Here is a 24,715-nt window from a genome sequence, read left to right as displayed (position 1 = left end):
CGATCGTCAGCTGATCCGCCCGCCGCAATGAGCGTGGCCGTAGATGGTGGAATTCAGCGACCGAAATCGCTCTGGCTTAAGGGGGGCGGCGCAAACACCCACGCGGACAGGCTGCTCCTCGCCCAGGCTGCCGAAATGCTGAACGGAGCCCTGGAAGAAACCATGATCGCACAACTTGTCTCATAAGAATACCGGGGCAACATCGCGGCACGACCTCGTCACTGCTTTCGAACTACGGGTGTTCTGGCGCTTGCTCGACCGTGTTGTCGCGCCGCTCGTAGAAAGCTGCGGGCTCGTCAGGTTCTCGACAGCTGTCCGGCCTAGCAAGACAGGCAGATGCTAGGACCATTTGGGACGGTGGGTGCGAAGCCGGGGTTTAGTGCAAGAGGCAGCGAAGAAAAGCGGTTAGCTGATGCTCTAATCGCCCTCGATTGATTGCCCGATTGTCCATGCGGCAGCCGAGACCAGATATTTCACCGTCGAAAGTGACAGCGAATGAACGATCCCTCTCCTGGTCGCGCGCTTCAGCAGTCGAGCAGCGTGGGCGCGCAAGACAACTCGTCGGTCTCCCCCTCGGCGGACGCGGCGGCGTTCGAACAACAGCCGGGAGAGATCGCCAATGCGGGTAGTGGCGTGCCGGAGCAGACCTCTCAGGTGGCGGGCGGAGTGGCGCCGGTCGCAGGCCAACCTGACCTAAAGGCCTACCCGGACGACGCGGCATGCATCAAGCAGTACAAGGAAGACGCGGCGACCGCTGGCACATCAAAGATTGCCAGGACCTATGCAAGTGTTATGACCGATTTCAGTCGCTACCTGCGCGAAAACAACAGGCAGGGCATTGCCGCTCGCCTCAACGAGGATGGGCTAGATAAGGATCAGTCGCTCATCGAAGATATGGATCTCTATCGGCGATCCGGTGGCTCCAGGGCAATCCGTGCCGCGCTAAAGCATTTGCGGACCGGTGCGAGAAAGCCTGCATCTCTGCATGCTGAGGATGCGCCGCTCATTTCCGCGCTTGAGGACGCACTCATCAAGGCGAGCTTCGAGAAGATCACCGCCCAAACCAATGGGCGGATTCTCCGAAGATTCAGCCGATGGCTTTTTGCAAATGAAAAGCTGGCCATTGTTGCCAGGCTTTACGATAAGTCGCTGGATAAGGACGCAGCAGCTTTTGACAAGAGTGGCAAACGGCGCGCTCTCACGGCACTGGCACATCTGCGGGCCTCACAGTCGGCAGACGGAATTGCACCCAATGCAAGTCGCGCCAAAACGGTCGCGAACCTCTTCCATCCCGAAGACGCGCAGCTTGTTTCGGCGCTCGAGAAGGCACTCGTCGCAGCCAGATACGAAGAAGCAAGCGCCCAAGCGATCGCCCGTCATATTCGCAAATTGAGCCAGTGGCTATTAGCAAATAACAAACCGGCGATTGCCGCCCGGACCGGAGAGGAGTCGCTTGATAAAGATGCCGCGTCATTTAAGGCGAATGGGGGCGAGCAGCAGATCACGGCGGCACTGGCTCATCTGCGGGCCTCTCAGTCGGCTGCCGGGATTGCGCCAAGGAAGCCCCGTGCTGAGCTCAGCCCTTATCCCGAAGATGCGGACCTGATCAAAGACTACAAAGCCGCAGAATCCCGGCCGACTGCCAGAAACTATGCACCTTTCCTTGTCGGTTTCAGCAATTACTTGCGCCAAAACCACAAGCAGAGCATTGCCGCCCGACTATCCGATGAGTCGCTGGATGAGGATGTCGAGACCTACAAGAGGTCCGGCGGTCATGCAAAGACCAGTGCCGCACTGGCACATCTGGCCAAATCGGCCGCAGGTGTTCGCGCCGTGGAACTCAGGCGCACGGCTGATAAGCTGCGCCTGATAATGCACCACTAGGAGCCGCCAATTCGCATGCGGATGTTGCCACGGAAGAGTACGACTACTCTCGGCGTTACCGCCTGCAGCCAGCACCCTCTCGCCGCTCGCGCGGATTCCGTACCCTCACGAGGCTCCAGATCCCGGTGAGCACGTAGACCCCTTGAGCGAGAACTACGAGAATGCGATTTTCCGCGGACGGGCTGATCAATGCACCTGATTGGGGCGATTTCCTCTCCACCGAGCACGTTTTTGGCGATGATGAGCACGAGGCGGCGGGCGCCAGACCGGCGAAGAGGCAAAGGATCGACAATGCTCCGCAAAACGGCGCGTTCGAGCGGTAGTCGAGCCAGATCAGCGTTTCAGTAGCCGAAGCATTGGCGCAGCTCCAGCCAATCAGCCGGATGCTTCTGTTTCACAGGAACAGAGTGGACAAGGCTGCCGGACGGCGCCGCAAGCTGCCTCGGGGGACGTTGTGGACGCCGCTTCGCAACAAGGAACGCCGCAGGGACCTGTCATTTGGCCATTGCTTCTGCCGGCGGTTTACGATCAGGATCAGCTCTGGGGGCGTTGGAAGACCTTCCGGCGTGGTCCGGGTTAGCCAGCCCCGAGCACGCGCCGGAGGCAGAGCAAGTAGCACGGCCGGCAACAGCTGGATCCCCCTCGAGCTGGTGGCTGCCGACGTCGCCCGACTTTGATTGGAGCATGCTGCCGGCAACGCCATCCGCTGTCGAGACGCGTTCGTCTGATGTCTAGCGGGGTGTCGAGGCCCTGATTGATTTGCTGTCTCAAGAATTGCGTGATGAAGGCCAGCTTGCGCCATCACGCACGCCAACTGATGCCGGGGCCGATGGCGTGACTCCCACAACCTCGGTGGATGGGCACAGCGGACAGCGGCTTGGCCTGACCGAATGCTTGCAGGACGAACATATCGCCCCCGATTACGCCCTGGTTGAAAAGGAGTTGTATTGGAACAATCCAGATCTTGCTCGCCAGACCGGATTCGTACAGCCGGCGCAAGCCCAGCTATTGCGCCTGGTTCCGAGTGAGAGCGACCGCCTGCCGATCGTGCTGCAGATCTTCAGTGAGGAAGATACAGATGTCGCCAACTTCTTGTTCGTTCCGGTGAATGATGCTGGAGTTGAGGGCGGCGGATCGCATTGGTCGCTGCTGCTGGTTGATTGGCGCGTGCCGACAGCAGCGGTTGCCTATCACTATGACTCTGCCGGGCTTTGCAACGGCGCCGTGCAGAATAGCTCGCAGCACGTCTCGGCTCCCGCTTTCAAGCGGGACGGATGGCCCAGCAGCAGAACGGCTATGAATGCCGAGCCTTCGTGGTGGACGCGACGCGAGCGCCGGTCACACGCTTGGCGCAAGGAGAGCGGCCGGACCGTGAGCCGCTGCACCTCGAGCGCCTCATCGCCGATCGACCGGCACTTCGGGATCGCCCCAGGACTGATCGCGGCCTGCGTTGACGGACTCCATCGGACCACCGGTTTTCGCCCGGATCAGTCTCCGGCTGAACAGCGCAGCCGGCAACGGATATCCGCATCATGCGAGACGAACGCGGATTTCGGGTCATCTCCCAGATACCGTTCTCCAGCACACTACCGGAAGCAGGGGCAAGTTCGAATGAATGGAGTGGCAGGATAGATGTGGTTACTGTGATTCCAATCAAACCAGTGTGAGGAGCCGTTGTTTCAGATCGACGGCGGCGGCCCGGTCGTACGCAATCACGAGGCACTCCACCGTGCCAGCCTCTTCGTCAACGGCAAGCGGTATCACGCCCTGCTTGCGTGTGCCATCGAATAGAAAACCCTCCTTGGCGAAACGTTCATGTGCAGTCCGGAGCGAACTCGATCGAACGTTCCTCACGGATGAAATAACGTAGGAGCCCGAGTAGTCGAAGCCCAGGAGCCGGACGGCAATGCTATGCAACACCGAGCCGCCACCCCAGCGGCCGTTCACTTCATTGAATAGCAGCCGTCCGTCGTTCGCGAAAATTGCGTCAATATTAATTGGTCCGCGATATCCTAGATTGCGTACAAGAGATACGAATCGGTAGGCATGCGCCTGCGCAGTCAACCATTGCTCATTCCCCAGATCGCTTGGAAGCTCAAGTCCTGTCCAGATCAGAGCCCGTTCAGATCGATCGGTGCTCCGGCGTAGTCGAATATTTCCACTGTTGATGAAAGTGATTGAGCCATCACGCTCGATTTCATACTCGAGAAAGAACGGAGTTCGCGCCAAGTGGTACGATTCGACCACTAGCGTCTTGCATGACGCAGTTGTGATCTCAGACCAAAGTACATCCGGATCAAACGACGGCCAGGCAATCTGTCGGGTCTCTCTCGCCCCGGGTAGCGGACCGTCTTCATTGCTGCTCAGAATGACATTTCCGACCCCGCCGGCCCCATTGTCTAGCTTCACAATGACCCTGCCGGTTTCGTGCCGGAGCGAGTTGACCGCTCGGAACAGTTCGTTCGAATTCGTCGTTATGGAACCATTGGGCAACGGAAGCGCGACACTTGTCGCCAGTTGACGGAAGTGGCTCTTGCGATTCAATAGATCAGGCCCACGCTGTAGAGCGAATTCGTCGCCAGTCTGCTGTATACCCAGCACGGACGCCAGCCGCGCCACGCCTTCGCTGGAGTAGCAGGGATAGATGCTCCAGGATGATTTCTGACGAATATGCCTGTTGATTTGCTCAACCATGCTGTCAGACAGCAGTGCGTAATCGTCGAGAATCGGCGCTTCGCGGCCGTCTCCAGGTACAAGCAATGAAAGACTGGAGGCGTCGAAATTCAGCGTCGCGCCAACGTAGGAGAGCAGATCCGTCGGGATAGATAGGGGGGACACTATCAGATCGCCTTCCTGAGCAAACCACGCCGAACGGTAAACCGAGTTGCCGGCGAGCAAAAGTTGAGCTGCTACCAGATCGGAGCCCGACATTTGCGCCGTGCCGGCATTCATGATTATGATCCGCGGCATCAGTGACCTTTGCGCATTGGGATGTGATCAGAGCGAGAGACGGTCAACAGTGGCGAAGTCGCTGCAGCACAGCCTGTTGATGCCCAGGCGGAAAAGCTCATTTTGCGCCGTCACGATGTCACCTGCGGGTCGCTGAGAAGTACAGCTAGCGTGCAATCCGCCGAACTCAATTGCCATTTGCTTTGTAGCTTGATCTCGCGTCAGCCTTCTTCAGCATGAAATGCTGGGCCTTGCCCAACGCAGTTTTCGGTAGCTCTGGCGTGAAAATGATCTCGTGCGGTACCTTGAAACGGGCGAGCTGCGACCGGACATGCGCGATCAGCGCTTCTGCTTCGATCCGGGCGCCCGGTCGCCTGATTACATAAGCGACCGGCACTTCTTCCCAACGCGGATGCGGTCGACCGATGACGGCGCAATCTGCAACATCCGGATGACCAACAAGCACACGTTCAACTTCGGCCGGATAGACGTTCTCTCCACCGGAAATGATCAGGTTCTTCTTGCGGTCATGCACCCAAAAGTACCCGTCGGCGTCGCGACTACCAATGTCGCCGGTGCGATACCAGCCACCGTCCAGAGCCTTGCGCGTTGTCTCTTGATCCTCCCAGTATCCGCAGAAGACGTTGGGCCCGCGTACGGCGATCTCGCCTGCGCCACCGGCCGGCAGCGTGTGCCCAGCATCATCTATGATCGCAGCTTCGCAACACAGACCTGCGAGGCCGCTCGATCCCTCGGGCACGAGACCCCCGCCGAGCTTAGTATACACAGCAATCGGGCAGGTCTCCGTCGAACCGTAAACCTGCAGGACCGGCACGCCGCGCGCGACAAAGAGCTCGACAAGATCGTGGGGCACCATAGTAGATCCGGTACAGATTGCCCTGAGCGCGGAGAGATCGGTGCTATCCCATCGGGCATTCTCGGTCAGGGCTCGCATCATGGCTGGCACCAAAACTGCCAGAGTGGGTCGATCGCGCTCGAACGCGTCGAGAGTGGTCTCCGCTGTAAAGCGGCTGTGAATAGTAACCGTCGCGCCGTGATGCAAACTGGGCGTCGTCTGGATGTTTAGTCCACCGACGTGGAACAGTGGCAGCACAGTCAAGGCGTGATCGGCCGAGGTGAGGTCATGCATGTGCTGACTCATGACGCCGTTCCAGAGCAGCGCTTCCTGACGCAGTACGGCACCTTTCGGTCGTCCTGTTGTGCCCGAAGTGTAGACGATCAAAAGCGGGCAAGACAGGTCCGCACCCGGATTGCGTCCGTCACCACAGTCTGCGTCCAAAAGATCGTCCAGTTTGTTTCCGCCGATAGGTGCGAAGTCTAGCCCGACAACAGAAACAGAAGGCAGCCGCGTCGCGACAATAGGCAGGACCGCGTCGAAGGACCGCTCGACTAGCAACACGTTTGCTCCTGAGTCGGACAGAATGAACAGCTGCTCGGCGGGCGCGAGGCGCCAATTTAGAGGTACGAGAATTGCGCCGAGCCGCGCGCACGCATACAGCAGCACGAGATAGTCTGGTCGGTTCAGGCTAAGGATCGCGATCCGGTCTCCTCGCTCTACCCCGAACTGGCTCTTGAGGGCGCAAGCCGCCCGCCCTATCCGGTGACTGAGGCTCGCGTAGCTTAGAGTCTGCCCCTCGAAACGGATGGCGGTTTTATCAGGAGCATACGCTGCGTTGCGTTCAACTAGGGTGCAGAGGTCCAACTAAATCTCCATATAATCAGCTCCGCGCAACGGTTCGAACAGGTATCGCAACGCGCTCGCGAGGCCCACCAGATGGTTCGCTGCCCGTTGCACGATAATCACACCCTTCGGCAGGACAACGTGGCTATTGATTGTTGCGATGGTTGCGATCAACGGATATTGCCTGGCGAATCGCTGACGACTGATTACTCGTTCTGTTCGGCTCGGCGGCGGTCGTGTGCATCTGACCGTAGTGGTAGGCGCACCATGACGACTGTTTCTTGCCCGGTCTTTGACAGACAGGCTCGCCGCACATATAGGCAGCTCTGGTATCTCCATCCTTGACGCCGATGATGGCCCGGCATTGGCCTTCAATATGGTCGATCAACAAGACTTTGTTGACGCCGTCAGGCTCTTTCAACTTGTTGCTCCAGGATACCAGGCAATCTCTCCGGTGCTGTTCCGGTCACGCCGAGTGACACCCGCAGCTAAGGCCCTATGAAAACCTCAGGAGGCTCACGGCCTGTCGAGGAGGCTCACGGCCTGTCGCACATCTGCGCACGAGAATGCGCCGGTAGGCCGGCATGAGCGGAGCGAAGAGCCCATTCGGCGGACTGCTTCTGGGGCTGTCTCCCGCCAGAAGAGCGGGGCGGGTTCAATATCGGGAAAAGGCCGCGCCCTGCAGTGGCGCTGCACCGAACCCTGCATTGATCTTGTCCGACGTCGCCTGCTCGCTGCAGGCCCGGCTTGCGGTAGCCACAGTGTTGCGGTTCTGCAATGCTCAACCATTTGCAACTAGCCGCGAGCCGTAAGGCTGCGGTCAAGACGCGCTGCGTCACTGTTTCGACCGGAAGGCCGTCGGGGATGAAGATCATGACCAACCAGTGCGGGGTTGTTCTGACCAACTCAGACATTCGTCAATCCTTCCAGTCGCGGCGGGGGATGAAGATGCGTGCCAACCGTAAGATCGTACAACTTAACGTTACGTCCGATTCAAGCCCTTTCTGACAACTTCGCATGAACATGCCAAAGGTATGTCGGGACGGACCTCAGCGACGGGTAGAGAGCTCCCAGCGCGCGATCTGCGTTAAAAAGTGGCGCTCCCATCAGAATGGTTCTGCGGCTGGCAGGGTCCTTGTCGAAAAGGCTTGCCACATCCAGCGATCGAGTGCTCGCTACCAAGAGCGGATTGCGCGACGCCCTCCGCTTAAGTTCGCTCGCCTACCGATGCGTGGATTATCGCAGTGTCTGATAGAGGCGATACAGCAGCCGCGCGCGAGGTTCGATCGATGAAATATAGAGTTGCTCATGATGCGTGTGCGCGCCCTTGCCGTCTACGCCGAGGCCATCGAGGGTTGCGGTATGCGGCGCGGTGAAATTGGCATCGGAGCCGCCGCCGCTGAACGCATCGAGCAGCTCGAAACCAATCTCAGCGGCAAGTTGCCTGGCGTGTTCGTATAGCGTGGCGCCGGCCTTGCTCTTCTCATAGGGAGGACGGTTCAAGCCGCCCGATACTTTCAGGCGAACGCCATCGGTGCGCGAGGTGATTCGGAGAATTCTCGACACCAACTCGTCTGCATGTGCCATAGCCGGCACGCGCAGGTCGACTTCCGCATGGGCCTGTTCGGCAATTACGTTTGGCTTGGTGCCGCCGCGGACGACGCCAACGTTGACGGTGATGCCGCGCGAAAGATCGTTCATCGCCTCGAGCGTCTGGATCACATTGGCTAGCTCCCGGATCGCGCTACGGCAGTGTTCGGGGCGTTCGCCGGCGTGCGCCGGCGCGCCCTTGATGAAGACATCGAAGCGGCCAACACCCTTCCGCCCGGTGACGACCTTGCCGCCGTTGCGCGCCGGTTCGGTAACCAGCACATATTTTGCCTTGCGACCCTCGGCCTCGATCAGGGCCCGCGAGGTGGGACTGCCGATCTCCTCATCCGACACGTAGAGGTGGGTGATGCCGAGCGGCGGGCGCGCGTCGTCGGCGCAGATCTGCCGAAATGCGTGATAGGCTAAATAGGCGCCGCCCTTCATGTCGTAGGTACCCGGGCCGAACGCGCTGTCACCGTTGGTCTTGAACGGTAGTCGTTTTATGAATCCCATCGGATGAACGGTGTCGAGATGGCTCAACACCAGGATGCCCGGCACGCCCTGTCCCCATGACGAGCGCGCGATCAGGTGATCGCCGCAACGTTCACGTCCCGCAATGCGCTCGATGGCAGCCGGCAGGTCGCGATAGCCGCCCGCGACGACGTCAGCCAGCTTGTTGAGCTGATCCGGCCGTTCCGTCGGGGACTCGATCTCGACCCAGCGACGGATGCCATCGAGGATCGCGGAAGTTTCAAACGGGTAACTGGACATATTTGTCGGATGCCCCTCGAGTCTCAACTTTCATCACTCGCGCAAGCCCATGGTACGACCCGCTTGCTCGCTTCCGGATTGAGCACGAAGATCTTAGGTTGGCTGGCTATTGTGACGCAGTGTGCCTTTAAACGATGATCCTGCCGCGACACTACGCGCCTGCCGAGGAGAACTGAGCTACCAAAGCTGGTAGTTTATGTCGGGGCTATGCCGGTCCAGTGTGCGGTCGGATGGTCTAATCAGTCGTGAGCTACGCGCGCTTTTCAACGCGAGGTGAGCCCGTAAGAACCAAAGTCGTCCACGAGCTGCCCGGATGATTTTTCGATAAGGATCGCTCCAGTACCAGTCGTCCGGTCAACGCGTATTCCATTCTAACGGCATTCTGCGCAGAACTTGGCAACGGGCAAGGTTCGAAGCGCGCCCTGGAAGTTGATCAATGGATTGCCATGGCCAGCCCGAGCTGCGACAATTCGTCCGATAAAGATCCTATGTGTGCCAATGATCTTGTGGTCATAGAGAACGCATTCGATCGCGCAAAGTGCGTTGGACAATAGCGGCACGTTGACCACGCCCTGAGTCCAGGAAGCCGTGCCGAAGCGATGAACACCTTTTACTCCCTCCTGACCGCCAAAACGCAGGGCCAGGTCCTCCTGGTCACTGTGGAGAAGATTGATTGCAAAACTGCCGCTAGCGAGGATCGCGTCATGCGCTTCAGATTGGGCGTTGATGCCAACGAGCAAGCACGGCGGTTCCATGCAGATGGACGTCACAGAACTCACCGTCAGTCCACGTCGTCCGCCGGCCGTTCCGGTCGTCACGATGGCGACACCGCTTGCCAGATATCGCATAGCCTGACGGAAATCGGCCGGCTGGATAGACGGCATGTTCCCAATTGCGGGGGATGACCAGTGTGTCATGATCTGCCTTTGCGGTTATACCCCACTCTGATGCTCCGTTAGCTTGGGCAGGCTCGGATTCATCTCGCGGCCGCAATTGGGCGCGCAGTCTCGGAAAATCGCGTGTCTAGAGGGCAATGATGAGACCGAACACGACCTTGATGTCCTCCGCGCGACGACCGGAGTGCTGCCCAAGGTTAGCGCTCAATGTACGCGTAAGAGAACACGCTTTTTTGCATCCAGAAGATGCACATCGAGCGTCGCGTGCAGCGAACCTCGCAATTCGGGCGGGATCGAGCAATCCGTGTCGATCAATTCACGAAACTTTCGGATGATGTGTTCTATCATTGCGATGGATCCGAGTGCCTCCAACTTCTGTGATGACATCATCTGACTGTCTCCTTTGGAACGCAGCGCATGCCGCGGGTCTGTATCTCGGCAGTAGGGGCTGGAGCAGACTCTCGCCCATGAACAGGGATGGCTCTCGTACCGCGTTCTTAACGAGGACTGCTTTGAACGGCGCGCGCACGCGGCACATGCTCATCGAAATTTCGAAGGAATAGGCGCGCAGTCGCAGCTGCTATTGCATAGCCGCTTGTCAGAATCGGCTTCCTCGGGACCATGTTCCGGCCCCTGTTACGTGTTTGACACTGCAATCAAGCGTTTCAGTCGAACGGCTGCGCTGCCACTGTCAAGCGCATGTTGTGCAAGTGCGACGCCCTCCTGCAGCGTCTCGACGCGGCCGGCCACGATCAATGTCGCCGCCGCATTCAAAATTGCAGCGTCGCGAAATCGACCCGGAATGCCGTCGAGCACGTTTTGCAAGGCGACGGCATTGTCCTTCGCTTCGCCGCTCTCCAGCGTCTCCTTGTCGCAGCGGGCAAGCCCGGCTTGTTCCGGTGTCACTTCGAAGGTGCGCACTGTGCCGGCCTCAAGCGCAGCAACAAAGGTCGGCCCGGTGAGGGTAACCTCGCCCAGCCCGTTAGAGCCATGAACCACCCATGCCGATTCGGCGCCAAGGTTCTTCAGCACGTAAGCCAGAGGCTGAACCCATTCGCGAGCGAATATCCCAACGATCTGCCGCTTGACCCTGGTCGGATTGGACAGGGGCCCGATGAGGTTAAGGATGGTGTGGGTCCCAAGTGCGGTGCGGATCTGGCCGACGCGCTGCATCGCCGGATAATGGGCTGACGCAAATGAGAAGCCGATTCCGGCTTCATGCACACAGCGCGCAACGGCCTCAGGCTTGAGGTCGACGTTGACCCCGAGATGCGCCAATAGTTGCGCGGTGCTAGGACCCGAAGATGTATCGCTGTTGGCATGTCTGGCAACAGGAACGTCGGCTCCGGCGACGATAAATGAGGCGCACGTCATCACGTTGGCCGAATACGCAACGTTATCGCTCGTACTAGCGATATTGATCGGATTGCATGCGACCTCGACCCGCGGCATTCTCTCGCGTACCGCGGAGACCGCTCCGGTGACTTCTTCGATCGTCTCGCCCCTGACTCGCAAACCCATCAACAAGCCGCCGATCTGCGACGGAGTCGCATGACCCGACATCAGGCCGTCGAATGCTGACGCAGTTTCCTCGCGCGTCAGAGTGGCGCCGGTGGCAACTTTACCAATAATTGATTTCAGCGTTTCCATCGACTTTACACGTTCATTTGACCGAATCTGATGAGTCCCGCTTCATCGGAGGCTTTTGTTGAAGAGACGCGGCACGGGCTATCTTGATGAAGCTATCAAGCCCATCGGCGGCACGGCCGAAGGTCGACGTTTGAGTGATCGGTTGGGTAGGGCACCGCCATTTTGGCAAGGCTACAACCTGACGCTACGTGAGGGTCAAGCTCTTCATGTCGTAATGCCGTCAAGAGATCGCCGACCGATGAGAGCAGTGCAGTTGCTGCGCCAGCAAAGATGGCGAGGTCTACTGCCGCGCATGTGCCTTAGCGGCGACTTCTTGATCACGAGGATTCAGCCGAAGCGCCCGGAAACGTGGAAAAATCTTGCGGCTTGTCGGCACCGCTGTCCTGTCGGTTGTAGTCGCTTCTCACGTGCTTTGGGCGGAGCAGTGCTGATCTGCCTCTACAAGCCACTCGCCAGACTGCAAATCAACGTGCATACGGCGAAACCGGAAGCATCCTACCGCAACGGAGAGCTCCCGGTCCGGCTTGGGTCAGCGCCTAAGTGCTCGGTCCTGCCTTACATTCGGAACACGCCGTACTGCGGCGCGTCGATCGGTGCGTTGAGTGAAGCACTCAACGCGATTGCAAGGGCGGTCCTGGTATCGACAGGATCAAGAATGCCGTCGTCCCAGAGCTCGGACGTTGCATAATAGGCGCTTGATCGCTCGCGATATTCTTCAAGAACCGGTTCGCGAATGCCTGCCAGTTCCTGCTCAGAGAGCCGCCCTCCGTTGCGGGCCAATTGTCTCGCCTTGACGTGGGTGAGAACGCCGGCGGCCTGCTCGGCGCCCATCGCGGAAATCTGAGAGTTCGGCCAGCTGAACACAAACCGAGGATCAAACGCGCGTCCCGACATGGCGTAAGTGCCTGCGCCATGAGAGCTGTTGCAAATGATCGTAAACTTCGGGACTGACGCGCTGGACACAGTCATGATCAGCTTTGCGCCGTCCTTGGTGATCCCACGGCGCTCATATTCGCGGCCAACCATAAAGCCTGTGACGTTCTGCAGGAAGAGCAGGGGCGTTCGGTTTTTGTCGCATATTTGAATGAAATGAGCACCCTTTAGCGCACTGTCGCCGAACAAAAACGCCGTTATTGGCAACAATCCCGACTTGATATCCATAGAGCCGGGCAAAGCCGCACACGAGTGATGTCGCATAACGCGGCTGGTACTCATCAAATCGACTGCCATCGACCAGACGAGCGATGATCTCCCGCATGTCGAACTGCGCTCGCGCGTCCTCTGGAATGATGCCGTAGAGTTCGGATGCATCATAGGCGGGCGGCTCGGGCGCTACGCGATCGATGCAGGTTTTCGCCGGTTGATGGAAGCGCGCGACAACGTTGCGCGCAATCGCGATTGCGTGGAGCTCGGAAGTTGCGAAATAGTCACTGGTGCCCGACACGCTCGTATGCATGAGGGCACCGCCGAGCTCTTGGGCGGAGACTTGTTCGCCAGTGGCAGCCTTCACGACCGGAGGGCCGCCAAGAAAAATGGCTCCCGTGCCTTCGACCACAATGTTGTATTCGCTAAGCGCGGGGACATAGGCCCCTGCCGCAGTGCACTGGCCCATGACGATGGCGACCTGCGGTACTCCCATCCTCGAGAGTATCGACTGATTGCGCAGAATTCGACCCGCATGGTATCGATCAGCAAAGAACTCCGCCTGCAAAGGCAGAAAACCGCCGGCGCAGTCGCATAGATGAACCACCGGCAGACGGTTTTCGATGGCTATGTCCAAGGCCCGCACGATCTTCTTGACCGAGAGTGGATACCATGCGCCGCTCTTCACGCTGGAATCGTCAGCGTGAACAATCACTTCTCGACCCGCAACGATGCCGATGCCGACCACCTGCGCGGCACCCGGAACCTCTCCGTTGTAAGCCTTGTTGGCAGCCAGCGTGGAAAGCTCCAGGAAAGGAGTTTCCGGATCCAGCAAGGCTGCGATGCGGTTGCGAACAAACAGCTTGTTCTGCCGACGCAGCCGCTCGATGTCTTTCTCAGGTCTGTCGAACCGGGCCAAGCGTTGGCGCTCCTTCAATTCGGCAGCCAGTTGTCTGTTGTGGAGGTCGTTGCGACGAAACTCCTGCGAATCGACATCCGCCGCAGAACCGATCCGCTGCATTTCAGAACCCTTCTTTAGACAGCGTTACGAGTACGGCGTCGTGCTCGAAGCTCTCGTTCTCCTTGACGTGAATCCGCTCGACGATGCCGTCCTGGGGTGATCGTATGATCGTTTCCAGCTTCATGCTTTCAATCATCATTAGCGCCGTCCCCGCCGAGACTGAGTCACCAGGCGAAACTGTAATCGCGACAACCCTCCCAGGCATTGGCGCTCGGGCTACGAGGGGACAAGTCCCGTCATTCCCAGCAGCGTAGGCCCCTAGCGGATCGATGTAGCGCAAAGTACGCGTTCTGCCGCGGATATGGAGGTGAATGAGCTCCCCGTCGATCACGAACCTGACGGGTTCGCTCTGCCCGGCAATGGTCAGGATACCGCTGCTGTCGCTGCGCTCGGTGAATGCGACGGGCGCAATCACCTCGTCTCGCAAATGAAGGCGGTAGCCATGCCGGCTGGCCGAAAGCCACAATGTATGATCTACGCCGTCAACCTCGAACGAGTGATACACTTCAGTTTCTCCAATTGCCGAGCGCTGAATGAAGCTCTGGCACGGCATCTGCCGAGTCGCGGACCGGCCTCGTCAGGAGAGCGGCGGATGCGAGGAACGCAGACATTCCGGCAGAAAAATTGCCCGCTGCGAGATGCGGGTTTTGTTCAAGGTATCCGACGTGGAAGTGACCGCCGAGAAATGCCTCGTCGGAAACGATCCGGGCGAGCAAGTTCGCATTGGTCTCGCACCCCAGCAAAACCAATTCGCGGACTGCACGATGGGCTTTCAGAGCAGATTCCATGCGGCTTGATGAATGCACGATGATCTTGGCGAGCATCGGATCGAACGCCGGCGTGATGTGCTGGCCTTGCATGATGCCGCTGTCGATCCGTACGTCATTGGGATACTCGAGAAGAAGTACTTTTCCGGTGGTAGGAGCGTATCCGCGTTCAGGAGCCTCAGCGTACAGCCGGAGCTCGATTGCATGGCCGTTCGAAACGATATCGGACTGGGAGAATGCAAGTTCGCGGCCCGCTGCCGCATAGATCTGTTCCGCCACCAGATCGACGCCAGTAATCATCTCGGTGACCGGATGCTCGACCTGAAGTCGTGTATTCATTTCAAGGAAGTAGAAATCGTCTCCGCTCAAGAGAAATTCGACCGTTCCTGCATTCCGGTAGTTCGCTGCACGAGCGATGCGAACCGCCGTATCGCAAATTCGAGCCCGCAATTCTTGGGATAGCGCAGGCGAGGGCGTTTCCTCGATAATCTTTTGGAAGCGGCGCTGCACGGAACACTCGCGCTCGTACAGATGCACGACGTTTCCTAAGCAATCACCGAGCACCTGTACTTCGATGTGTCGTGGGTATTCGAGATGTCGTTCGGCGTAGAGTCGGGCATCTCCAAAGTAACGGCCCGCTTCACTGCGCGCCTGCTCGATGGCTGCCTCCAAGGTATTAAGGTCGCGTACAATCCGCATGCCCTTACCGCCGCCCCCAGCCGATGGCTTCACGAGCAGAGGAGCTCCCATGGCCTGCGCTCTGGAGGCAAATGTCGCCGGATCATCTTCTTCGATGACGCAGGGGGCGACCGGAAAACCGTTGGACTGAACGAAATTGCGTGCGCGGATCTTGTCCCCCATCAGTTCGATAGTATCCGGAAGAGGACCGATGAACGCAATGCCGGTGTCTGTCACGGCTCTGGCGAACTCCGCATTTTCGGAAAGCAGCCCATAACCGGGATGCAGCGCGCCGGCGCGCGCCTGGTCGGCGGCCGCGATGATCTGCCTAGTATCGAGATAACTTGCGATCGGCGTGTTGCCGCTGATCTGAATGGCCAGGTCGGCCATGGAGACGGCGGGTGTTCTCGCGTCTATTTCGTGATAGGCAACTGCAGAACGGAGGCCAAGTTTACGTAACGTTTTGACGATGCGGGCGGCTATCTCGCCCCTGTTGGCGATCAGTACGGTATCGAAGGGCAATTGTGACATTTGCCTATCCAAATAAGCATGAAGGGGACCAAACCGTCGTGAGTGACCGTGCTTGTTGCCTCCAGCCGACGTCGTGTGAACGTCCTGCGTGCTAGGTGGGCTATCTCGGAACGTGAGGCGGGCGAACAGGCCACCCGACCCTCTACTTCGAGATGCCGCCGTTCTTGCCCGTATCTCGCGAGGAGATCACGTAACGGCATTGCTGGCTGAGGCTGGCGTACTTGGATCTGAGGCAAGCAAGGATAGCGACGTGGCTCGGTATGTGATTGCTGCAAAGGCGGAACACGTCCTCCATACACGCCTGTCTCTCCTCGGGAGTCGGAGCTTGATCTCGCGCGTTGACCTGCCACGGGATTACAGCAATCACTGCGGCAGCTAGAGCGATGGCGCGGCAGGATTTGAGGAGCGAAGCCAAACCGGCCCCTTGGTCTTGAGTCATGTCATTCCTTAAGGTTGGTAGATCTGCGATGTTTTGAGCGAAGCGCAAGATGGTCTGTCCGTCGGCCAATAGACGTGTAGCGCCAGGTGCAATGCCTGCGAGTTCCGTGTCGCCGACTCTGGTATGCCTGGATGTCTTGAAGTACTCGGCGTGGCACGTTGAGGTGCTTGAGCACAGCCCACCTCACGGCCAATAGTTGCTGCCACGGTCGGCGCGATACGGGATCGAACACGTCCTGCGGCCTGGTGCCGGCCTTATCGAGGCATGAGATGAGCAAAAGCCAGGTGCGCTCAAACCATAGTTAATGACGCAATTGATCCTGCGTAGCGAATCCAGATGAGACGCCTCCAGGTCATCTTTAGTGTAGTCGGCCTGCGCTCCACATTAATCCGGAGACGGCCATCGGGATGAGAGCGCCTTCTGTAGAAATATCGAAGGGCTCGATCTCTTCCGGTACCGGCCGAGGTAGCCTTGGATAACGCGTGCGCAGGTACGTATCTGCCGAAGCGTGTGATCCCGAGCGACTCTCGCCAGATGAGTTTAGATGTTTGACACATTCGCTATTCTCATTGTCCGCAGGAAGCGTCTGGATTGTCGGATGCGGTCCCGACTTGTCCAGGATCGTACAATCTGACGCTGCGTGCGATTCAAGTCCCTTCTTGAATCAAATCGACCGACACCTCTTACGGTGGCAAATGGCGCTTTGGTGGCCGCCAGCCCTTAGGTGATTATACGGAGCGCCGGTGTCGCATTTCTTTGATGTCCAAATTGCATGCTCACGGCATGAATCCGAAAAGTAAACTCTACCAGCCCGACCACTGGCGAAGCCGCGCGGAAGCAACACGAAGAAAGGCGGAAGGACTCGCTTATGGTAAACCCAGAGACAGGCTTCTTAACGTTGCGATCGAGTACGATAAGCTGGCTCGGCGTGCCCAAGAGTGGCAGACGCACAGAAGTGAGGATGAAACATGGTCAGAGCGAGAGCTGTAGGGCTTTGCCGGGCCTCGATAAGCCGTGCCTCAGCTGGACGGCCGCAGCGCCGATCGCGGAGCAAATGTCACTCGGCAATCGGCGCATCCAAGCAAGTAGCGCTGGATTTGGCGTTTTGGTCCACGATAGGCTTTGCGGCTTTGAGGCACATTGAGTGACCTCCAAGCTGGTTCGGCATGGTATGCTGGAGGCGTGTTGCTGCCTCAGTTACGAATTCATGTTCTGCTAGCCGCGCCGACGCACAAAGCGGACCTGTGAAAGAAGTGTCCGCTTCCAACTGACGGTGGGGATATTCCTGGCTTACCATCGGATCGCCGAGGTCGGGAGGTGCGCGCGTGCCATCCGACGTAGCTTTACTTGTGATTTGTCAGTTCCGCGGGCTTCTTTGGCTCATGAGAAGACCGCTGCGACGATCCAGTAAATGCTGGCCCAGAGCAGCGCACCCAGGAGGAGCGCGGCCAGCGGCCATAGATTCCATCGCCGTTGCGCCTGCAAACAACGGCAATCGGCGTCGTAAGGCCTGACCTTTGGTGTGCGCCAATGAGTCATGGACCACGTGCCGCACTGGTCCGCGGGGAGCGGGTGTTCTCCGGATGCATCGTATCGTTCATAAGCTCGAAGTCTTCCTTCATGGCTCGGGTTATCGGATTCTTGTTTGCCGTGCGACCTGTATCCAGGTGATGGTATTTCTCATGCAGTGGGCGGTTAGACGAGGTGCTACCAAAGCTGAGGGACGCCGGGCAGTGAATCGCTCAGAACTAAAGGATAGCCAGATGAGTGACGTCTGGACTCACTAGAGCAATCAGCATGCCACGATCGGACTGGTGCCGGCGCAGCCTCGATGCGAAGCAAGCCGCCCGCTTGGTTTGGCGACACGAGCTCGCTGCACATGGTCGGAGTTGCGACCTTGTCGTCCGGAAGGCGCCATCGGCATCGAAAGAAGGCAAGAGCTCGCTAGCGACTTTTAGCGAACAGGGGTTCGGAGTTGCATGGAGGGGTGGCAAAGGCGCCGCCAACCGCAGCGCGATTGCAGTGCCTCGAGATAGACTAATCAGCTTCTCTGACCATAAGCTTACGAAACCTCATCAACCCTTGGATGTTATCGGTTAGCGACACGTTATGCCTAGCCATCGCGACGTGAGGCTAGCCCGCTCCGATGTTGCTCCCGGACGAATCGATCACGGCCACATAGATGACGCATTGGCCCTGTTTCAGACTCGGCGAGCAGAAAGCGGCGAATGACCGCAGGACAGTTGGTGAGGCAGCAATCGCCCTTGCCAAGCATTGAGCGAGAATATGCGAATTACGCTGTGGTATTGCGGGCGATGAGGGAATGTAGATGTCAGGCAATTCGGAGCGCATGCCAAGAATGGCGATCGATCCGGCGGCGATGAGGTGGTGGCTCTCGACGCCTCCGTAGGATCAAGCACATCTCCGCGAGACCTCAACGCGGCGCACACAACGAAACATTGTGCTTCAACCGTGAAAGCTCGAGGCCACATCATGTGCTGAAGCGTGCGTTGTTCGGCGGTGTACCTGCAGTCAATGAGCAAGGCGCTCCGCATGGGCCTCGTGCTGTGATCGAGATGTCGGGTCCTCATGCCCGCGGAGCCTCCCAGATAGGAAATTCGCAACCTATGCGCCGGGTCATCATCGAGCGGATCTTGCACGGTTTGCATTCGGGCAATCAAGACCTCGCAAGAATTCGCAAGCGTCCTGGGCAGGGCGCCAGCGGCCAAAAAAAGAGGAGAACAAGTGATGGACATCTGCGGCTTTCTCAGCAGGTGGTTCGCCGAAGAATGGTATTGGAGCGCCGTCCCAAATAGGACGGAACACGCGCTAAGTCGCGAGTTGAAAAGCAACAATGTCATCTACATTGACTTCAAGGCGGTCCACGAGGCAAAGGAGGAAACGTGCGGGCGAAAATAATTGAGAAGCTGGAGGCCGGTCGCGTACAATACGGCCAATTTGCCAGCCATCCAGGATCAGGTCCTTGTGGCATGTTCGTTGTACAGGGGCCTTGCGGCTGTGAACTGAGGATCAGTGGATTAATCCGTCCTGGCTGGGAGCATGTCGCTGTCTCAACGCCGCGACGTTGTCCGAATTGGGAAGAGATGTGCTTCGTCAAAGACCTGTTCTGGGATGAAGAGGAATGCGTGATGCAACTGCATCCCCCACATTCGCAATATGTAAATAACAGTCGGTACTGCCTGCATCTGTGGAGGCCAACTCATCGGGACATCCCAATGCCGCCACCGGGCTTTGTAGGCGTGGTTGGGCTCGGCCCATCAGAGGCGGCAATGTGGTTTGCGTGCATGAGTGCGACCGCATTATGAGGTAGGCTAAGGATTGTCCGCGTGGCAGATGAAAAGTAGTGGTTCGGCACTATTGTCAGCCCGCACCGCAACGGAAAGTGTCGGCTCTTCCGTTTGCCTAACGTGGCGGGCTTGCCAGCCCAGCGAAGCACGAGGTGATGATGACGCACGGGCTCGGCGAGCCCGGTGCTGGCGAATTGACGGAACACAGCGTCAGAATCGAACCATCGCCGCGTCAAATCTGTCTGGAGAGCCGCGCCAAACTCGAGCTCGGGATAAAATTGCATCCTCCGGCGATTGTGTCCGACCACTCCGTATCCTTGGAGTCGTCGACCAGGGCGCCGGCATTCCGGCCGGGACTGGCTGAGCAGAAAAGGTGGCCATCCAAGAGACGCCCTGCGGCCGCTTCTCCAACCCGTTCTTGCTCGTCAGCTCGTCGTCAGCTTGTCGCGATATGATTCGCAGGTAGGGCTCGCCAGCCCCACTCCGTCCAGGCAAGCATGCGCTAGAGGCACGCGAACGCCATGTTCAATCCGATAAGTGGCCAAGCCACGCGCGCGCCGATCAAGATGACGAACTGGGTTCAGTCGGCGGACAACAGCAACTTCGAGCAAGCGCTTACGGATCCCGCGCAGGAAGAGAGCCAGCCTCCCGAAGCGCTGTCGGATAAAATGGGGCTCTGCTGCAGCAGACCGGAGCCGAGCCAGACTTTATTCCAATACAGAACTGCCGAATTGCCTGGCGCCAATGTCGATGGCATCTGCGTCGGCTTGGCGGCGGAGTGGCTCCTCAATCTCGCCAGCAGCCCTTCGTCCCGAATGAGCGCGCTGATACCGGGCGCTCAAAGCCATGCCTCGGCGGCAGTGCGGCAGCAACGGTATGAAGAGCTCAAGGCGTTGTTGCGAATTGACAGGCCGGGCGATTCTACCAACCTTCAGGCAAAAACCGCAATGTTGCGTGAGGCGGGATTAGAGCCTGCGAACAATCAGACTCGATATGAGTTTGGAACGTCCTCCGGAATTGCCCAGATAGTGAATGAAGTCACCCACGATCCATCGGACTATCTGATCGGCCTGCGTTTTAAACCGCGTGGCGCGCATACAATTGCGACCTCGACATCGAATGGAATGACGACCCTGTTTGATCCAAATTATGGAGAATTTTCCGTTCGGTCAAACCAGATGGGCGAGTTGTTCAAAAGCCTTGGCGACCGTTACAGTAACGTGAACGGGCTTGATATATTTATGGTGGTCACGCAAAGCATGACGTGAGCAAATCGAGGCTTCGGAGGTCGGTCCGATGTGCTGGCGCGAAGCCTTTGCCTGACAATGGCGATCGAGATCGGAAGCTGCATTGGTTTGAGGCGCACCACCGAAGCCATCGAAGGTCGAATTTGCTGCTCTCGACCGCGCAAATTCGTCCCGGTGGTGCCCCGAAGGTGTCGCAGCTTGGCGGAGATCGGACAGTTCTGCGGAGAAAGCGCTGTACGTTAGCGAGATGGCCTTGCTTACTTGGAAATGGTCTTGCTTCCTTGGAAGAGGCCGACAGCTCACGCACGACGGAGGACGCCTGCCTCGCTCTTCGAAGGTTGAATTGCCCTGCGCCCGGATTGTGCGGCTCGGTAAGGCACAATAACGTTATCTGTCGTACGGTCTCGGTTGATTGGAGCGCCCACGAGGCGCCGGGCTGAACCCGTCTAAACTTTTCAAAAACAGGGGCTAAGCTCCTGCGGTTGACTTCAATGGGTTCGTCGCCCCTCCGAGTGTCGGCATGTTCGCCGGCCGGCCGGTTCTCCGCGACGCTCGGAACTACCTACTCCCAGGCGCAATCGGCTGGTCGGCACGCTGCAGTTTTCGCAGCAAGCCATCGGATTCTTGGCAGTGAGAGCTCGTGCATCCGTTTCGCGCGGGCCTATTTGATCGCTGCGCGCTCGTCCACAGGTCGGGGATCATCAGCAACCTTGCAAGGGCCGGAATGGTCGCCTGGCATAGATCGTGAACTCGCAGTCGCCTGGCCGGGGCCGGCTACCCCTCCCACGGATCGCCGTTGCTCTTAAGGGAGTGAAGGGAAAAGAACCTATGGCGGACTCCTGCCGGCCCGGCCGAGCCGCCTGTCGAGTTCGTGACCAGATGTCGGTAGTCGACCTAAATGCAGGCCGCGGCAAGAGCAAAATCAACGATTTTAAATTGGCGCGTCACTTGCTTCTTCACGGCGACATCTCGATCGTTCCAGGAGCGATCAGTTCGATTGACTAAGCAAAGGTGAAGAGGTTGGCCAGGTTGCGAGCTGAGGTGAACCGATACGTGAACCGTCCAGCTAGGAGAGCGTCAAGTACTCAAAGAGTATGTGACACGCTTTGAACATTCTGACTCGAAATCCGCACCCGATGGGATCCATAACCTATCGAGCCGCGCGCGTATTCCCGTTGCCGTGGTGGGCTATCTGGATGTCTATTCGGGTGTTTTCAGGATCTGTTACTGGATGTCATGTGCAGATATGAGAAGAAGCCCAATCATCGCGCCGCTAAGCGTAGCGAATGCGAACCCCGCTGACGTATATATCTCGCCCGTCAACTTGACGGCTAACGGCAGGGCACATCTTGGCCACGCTGCCGGGCCATTTCTCAGAATGGACGTCGTACAAAGGCACCTGAAGAGGGCAGGGCATCATGTTCGCTCCGGTCTGACGACCGACGGTTTCGAAAACCATGTTCTAGTCCGAGCAGCGCGCGAGAACATCGACCCGTCGGACTTGGCTCATGGCTTCCATGTCGAGATTGCTCGTGATCTCGCCTCACTAGGGATCGTTTTCGATCATTTCGATGATCCAGCCCATGGCAAAAATCTTCAGCGGTTCTCCAATGTCAGCAACGCGCTCATGGAGGCGCTATCTGCAGCAGGATCGCTGGAGTTTCGCGCAGCGCGGCTACCCGTCGACGATGCCGGCTCTGCTCTGACGCCAACGGAAGAGCGTTTTTGCATTGGAGGCTGGTTTGGCGGAACCTGCCCCGTATGCGGAGCATCCGCAGGGAGCTTCTTCTGCGAACAGTGTGGAGATCATTTCGAGCCAGACGAAGCACGAAATCCGGTGTCGAGGCGAGGACGGATCGTAGAATGGACAGATAACATCTCTGCCTTTCTCACAATTACACGAAACGACCAACTCGTCCGGGCGTGGGACGATGCGGCTATCGAACCTGGCTTTGTGGAGATAGGGAGGCGATATATCGCACGTAAAGGGCAGCGAATGCGGTTGACCGTTCCTGGCCTGCATGGAATGGCTTGGAATTCGCAGCAGTTCAACACACGTCAGATCCTGTTTAGCTACTCCTCGTTGCTCTACGCTCATTCCCTCTATTGTGGGCATAAAGATGCGGAGGCATCCGGCACGCCAAGTGCCTTTGCGCGCAATTCCGATACTTTCCTGATCGGCGCGACCGGTATCGACAATACAATCCCGATGCTCGTGGGAGTTACCGGATGTGCATTGGGTCAGGAGTCCTTTCGTCAATTTGACCGAATTTTCTTCAATCATTTTCTTTTGTTGAACGGATCGAAGTTCTCTACCAGTCGCGGCCACGTGATATGGGCGGGTGAAATCGCTCAGGTGCCGGATATATCTATCGATATTCTCAGAGTGTGTCTGTCGGAAATCTGCCCCGAAGAAGCGGAGACGGATCTGAACCCGAAGCAATTGATTGATCGCTACAATGCGATTCTCGACAAGAGCGCTGTGGTCTTCAATCGTTGTACGGACATCATCAACGCGATGCCGTCTTCTGCCGCGTGTCACGTAGATGATGCGATGATGCTCACGCTGAACCGGCTGTACAACCAACAGTGCTCAGCCCTCTCGCTAGATCGTCTGCGCGTGTCGCACGTGTCCAGATCGGTAACCGAATGGCTCGATTGTCTTGATTCCAATCCGCACTATCAGATCGCTTACACATGGCTGATGGGCTTCAGCATACTGGGCTGGCCGCTGATGCCGAGGATAACGGAAGCTCTGTGGCACTGGCTCGGCCATGAAGGACATCCCATCGCAGCCTGCGCTGCGCGACCCTCATCCGTACGAAGCGGAAGGGTACCAAGAATCGATGGGCGCAGCTTGACGGCCGCAGACATTGATGGATGCCTCCCGGGAATAGTTGCACCATGAGAGCCGCAGCGAACATTGTCACCGCCGAGAATTTGCCCGATGAGGTGCCGCTCGATGTCTCGATTCCATTCATGCTTGGTAGCATCAATGTGGCCGCGTCCTATGGGGCGAGCTTTTTTTTCGTGGATGCTCTCCGCTCGGCTCCACAGAGCGCATCCATAGCAGGAACAATTATTTCGACCGGTACGGTCGCGACAATACTATGTTCGTTTGTGGCTGGCCGGATCGCCGATTCATGCGGGTTGATGCGAACGATCATCCTTGCCGCCGTGGTGATGGCAATTGCAATGATCTGCTTTGCAGCGGCTCCAATTTCTCTGTTCCTCGCTTATTTCGGCGGGCTCTCGCTCGGCATTGGATGGTCAATCTTCTATATGCTGGCGCCGCTTCAAATCCTAGAACGCGTGCGCCCTGCGGCTCGTGTCAAATATCTCACCTTGCTTTCCGGATCCCAGATGCTGGGGATCGGACTTGCTGTTCCCCTGGGGCGCACGGTCGTGGAGATTTTCGGAACCTATATCGCAGCGTACGCTCTATTCGCGGCTGCATGTCTCGTTGGCGCCATGCTGCTGGAGTTTGCTAGCAGGGCACTGGCGCAGGCTCCTCAGATCAAAATGGCGGCTGTTCGACTCACGTTTGAGGGCGTGCGGGAGGCCTTCAAGTCGAATACGCGTTATCCGATCGTCATGATCGGAATCGGCGCATGCGTGTTTTCCGGTCTGTCCACGTTCCAGACGCTTTACGCTTCATCGCGGGGGCAATCCGCCGATACATTCTTTCTCGTCTTCACGTTGACAGCCGTTTTCATGCGCTTCGCGGTGGCGCCGGTCATCGGAAAAGTCCGGCTTGAGTGGATCGCTGCGTTTCTCATCTTGTGCACCATGGCGGGACTATTCTTGCTTTTGATGAATGCAGGGAGTGCGGAGATCTACATCCTCGGTACAGCGATGTTCGCCCTTGGATACGGACTTAGCTATTCGACTCTGAATGGTATGGTTGTCCTCATTGCAGGTACAGACGGGACATCATTGGCGGTTGCTTCTCAGGTTTTCACGCTTTCCTACTTCGTTGGCCTATTCGGATTTCCATATATCGCCGGGCAGATCGTGAGCGCCCACAGCTTCGATGACCTGCTGAAGAGCATGATGACGCTTATCGGTGGCAATGGAATCGTTCTAGCAATTCAAGCGTTTTCGACCCGCCGGGAATGTTAAGTGGCTGATCTTACGGA

The 24,715-nt window shown here is 57.9% G+C and carries 15 protein-coding genes and 1 pseudogene; 7 read left to right on the top strand and 9 right to left on the bottom strand.

All coding sequences use genetic code 11. The features are described 5' to 3' along the window. The first annotated feature begins 495 nt into the window (after positions 1-495). The 3 genes from ALC15_RS06700 (at position 496) to ALC15_RS43145 (ending at position 3,516) form a co-directional block, all read left to right on the top strand. Positions 496-1,884 carry a hypothetical protein gene (locus tag ALC15_RS06700; protein WP_050626577.1) on the top strand — a complete coding sequence of 463 codons (1,389 nt, stop codon included), beginning with the start codon at positions 496-498 and terminating at the stop codon, positions 1,882-1,884. A 161-nt stretch (positions 1,885-2,045) separates the two neighbouring features. Further along, positions 2,046-2,207, top strand: a complete 162-nt coding sequence (locus tag ALC15_RS44045; RefSeq protein WP_157113602.1) for a hypothetical protein — start codon at positions 2,046-2,048, stop codon at positions 2,205-2,207. Between the two features lie 436 nt (positions 2,208-2,643). Then, positions 2,644-3,516: a hypothetical protein gene (locus ALC15_RS43145; protein ID WP_128089452.1), complete on the top strand. Its 873-nt coding sequence runs from the start codon at positions 2,644-2,646 to the stop codon at positions 3,514-3,516. 21 nt (positions 3,517-3,537) lie between these two features. Here ALC15_RS43145 and ALC15_RS44040 read toward each other — a convergent pair whose 3' ends face one another. The 9 genes and pseudogenes from ALC15_RS44040 to ALC15_RS06660 all read right to left on the bottom strand — a co-directional run bounded on the left by ALC15_RS44040 (position 3,538) and on the right by ALC15_RS06660 (position 15,582). Further along, the gene (locus ALC15_RS44040) at positions 3,538-4,836 is read right to left on the bottom strand and encodes a preATP grasp domain-containing protein (RefSeq protein ID WP_244485958.1); all 1,299 of its coding nucleotides are present in this window, start codon (positions 4,834-4,836) and stop codon (positions 3,538-3,540) included. 184 nt (positions 4,837-5,020) lie between these two features. After that, positions 5,021-6,556 carry a class I adenylate-forming enzyme family protein gene (locus ALC15_RS06690; protein ID WP_050626575.1) on the bottom strand — a complete coding sequence of 512 codons (1,536 nt, stop codon included), beginning with the start codon at positions 6,554-6,556 and terminating at the stop codon, positions 5,021-5,023. A gap of 124 nt (positions 6,557-6,680) precedes the next feature. Beyond that, positions 6,681-6,956: a hypothetical protein gene (locus ALC15_RS43140; RefSeq protein ID WP_128089451.1), complete on the bottom strand. Its 276-nt coding sequence runs from the start codon at positions 6,954-6,956 to the stop codon at positions 6,681-6,683. An 815-nt stretch (positions 6,957-7,771) separates the two neighbouring features. Continuing rightward, positions 7,772-8,896, bottom strand: a complete 1,125-nt coding sequence (locus ALC15_RS06685) for a M20 family metallopeptidase (protein ID WP_050626574.1) — start codon at positions 8,894-8,896, stop codon at positions 7,772-7,774. 371 nt (positions 8,897-9,267) lie between these two features. Next, on the bottom strand, positions 9,268-9,813 hold the full coding sequence (locus tag ALC15_RS06680) for a flavin reductase family protein (RefSeq protein WP_244485957.1): 546 nt from the start codon (positions 9,811-9,813) through the stop codon (positions 9,268-9,270). A gap of 615 nt (positions 9,814-10,428) precedes the next feature. Continuing rightward, the gene (gene trpD, locus ALC15_RS06675) at positions 10,429-11,442 is read right to left on the bottom strand and encodes an anthranilate phosphoribosyltransferase (RefSeq protein WP_050626573.1); all 1,014 of its coding nucleotides are present in this window, start codon (positions 11,440-11,442) and stop codon (positions 10,429-10,431) included. Between the two features lie 555 nt (positions 11,443-11,997). Continuing rightward, positions 11,998-13,606, bottom strand: a pseudogene (locus tag ALC15_RS06670) (acyl-CoA carboxylase subunit beta). Between the two features lies 1 nt (position 13,607). After that, a complete protein-coding gene (locus ALC15_RS43135; protein ID WP_095732582.1) occupies positions 13,608-14,111 on the bottom strand; it encodes an acyl-CoA carboxylase biotin carboxyl carrier protein subunit in 504 nt (167 codons plus the stop codon). A 1-nt stretch (position 14,112) separates the two neighbouring features. Next, positions 14,113-15,582 (bottom strand): acetyl-CoA carboxylase biotin carboxylase subunit, encoded by a 1,470-nt coding sequence (locus ALC15_RS06660; RefSeq protein ID WP_050626572.1) that lies wholly within the window; start codon positions 15,580-15,582, stop codon positions 14,113-14,115. A gap of 3,429 nt (positions 15,583-19,011) precedes the next feature. Here ALC15_RS06660 and ALC15_RS47840 point away from each other — a divergent pair. The 4 genes from ALC15_RS47840 (at position 19,012) to ALC15_RS06640 (ending at position 24,698) form a co-directional block, all read left to right on the top strand. Next, a complete protein-coding gene (locus ALC15_RS47840) occupies positions 19,012-19,347 on the top strand; it encodes a DUF7694 domain-containing protein (RefSeq protein ID WP_430649144.1) in 336 nt (111 codons plus the stop codon). A gap of 503 nt (positions 19,348-19,850) precedes the next feature. Then, complete coding sequence (locus tag ALC15_RS06650) at positions 19,851-20,597, top strand: YopT-type cysteine protease domain-containing protein (protein ID WP_050626571.1); 747 nt, start codon at positions 19,851-19,853, stop codon at positions 20,595-20,597. Positions 20,598-21,756: 1,159 nt separating this feature from the next. Next, positions 21,757-23,484 carry a class I tRNA ligase family protein gene (locus tag ALC15_RS41550; protein WP_083992272.1) on the top strand — a complete coding sequence of 576 codons (1,728 nt, stop codon included), beginning with the start codon at positions 21,757-21,759 and terminating at the stop codon, positions 23,482-23,484. Further along, positions 23,481-24,698: an MFS transporter gene (locus tag ALC15_RS06640; protein WP_063781794.1), complete on the top strand. Its 1,218-nt coding sequence runs from the start codon at positions 23,481-23,483 to the stop codon at positions 24,696-24,698. Before ALC15_RS41550 ends, ALC15_RS06640 begins: the two co-directional genes overlap by 4 nt. Positions 24,699-24,715: the final 17 nt, after the last annotated feature.

Origin of the sequence: Bradyrhizobium viridifuturi (assembly GCF_001238275.1) — a bacterium.
In the GTDB taxonomy this organism is placed as follows: domain Bacteria; phylum Pseudomonadota; class Alphaproteobacteria; order Rhizobiales; family Xanthobacteraceae; genus Bradyrhizobium; species Bradyrhizobium viridifuturi.
This window is presented reverse-complemented; position numbering and strand designations above follow the sequence as displayed.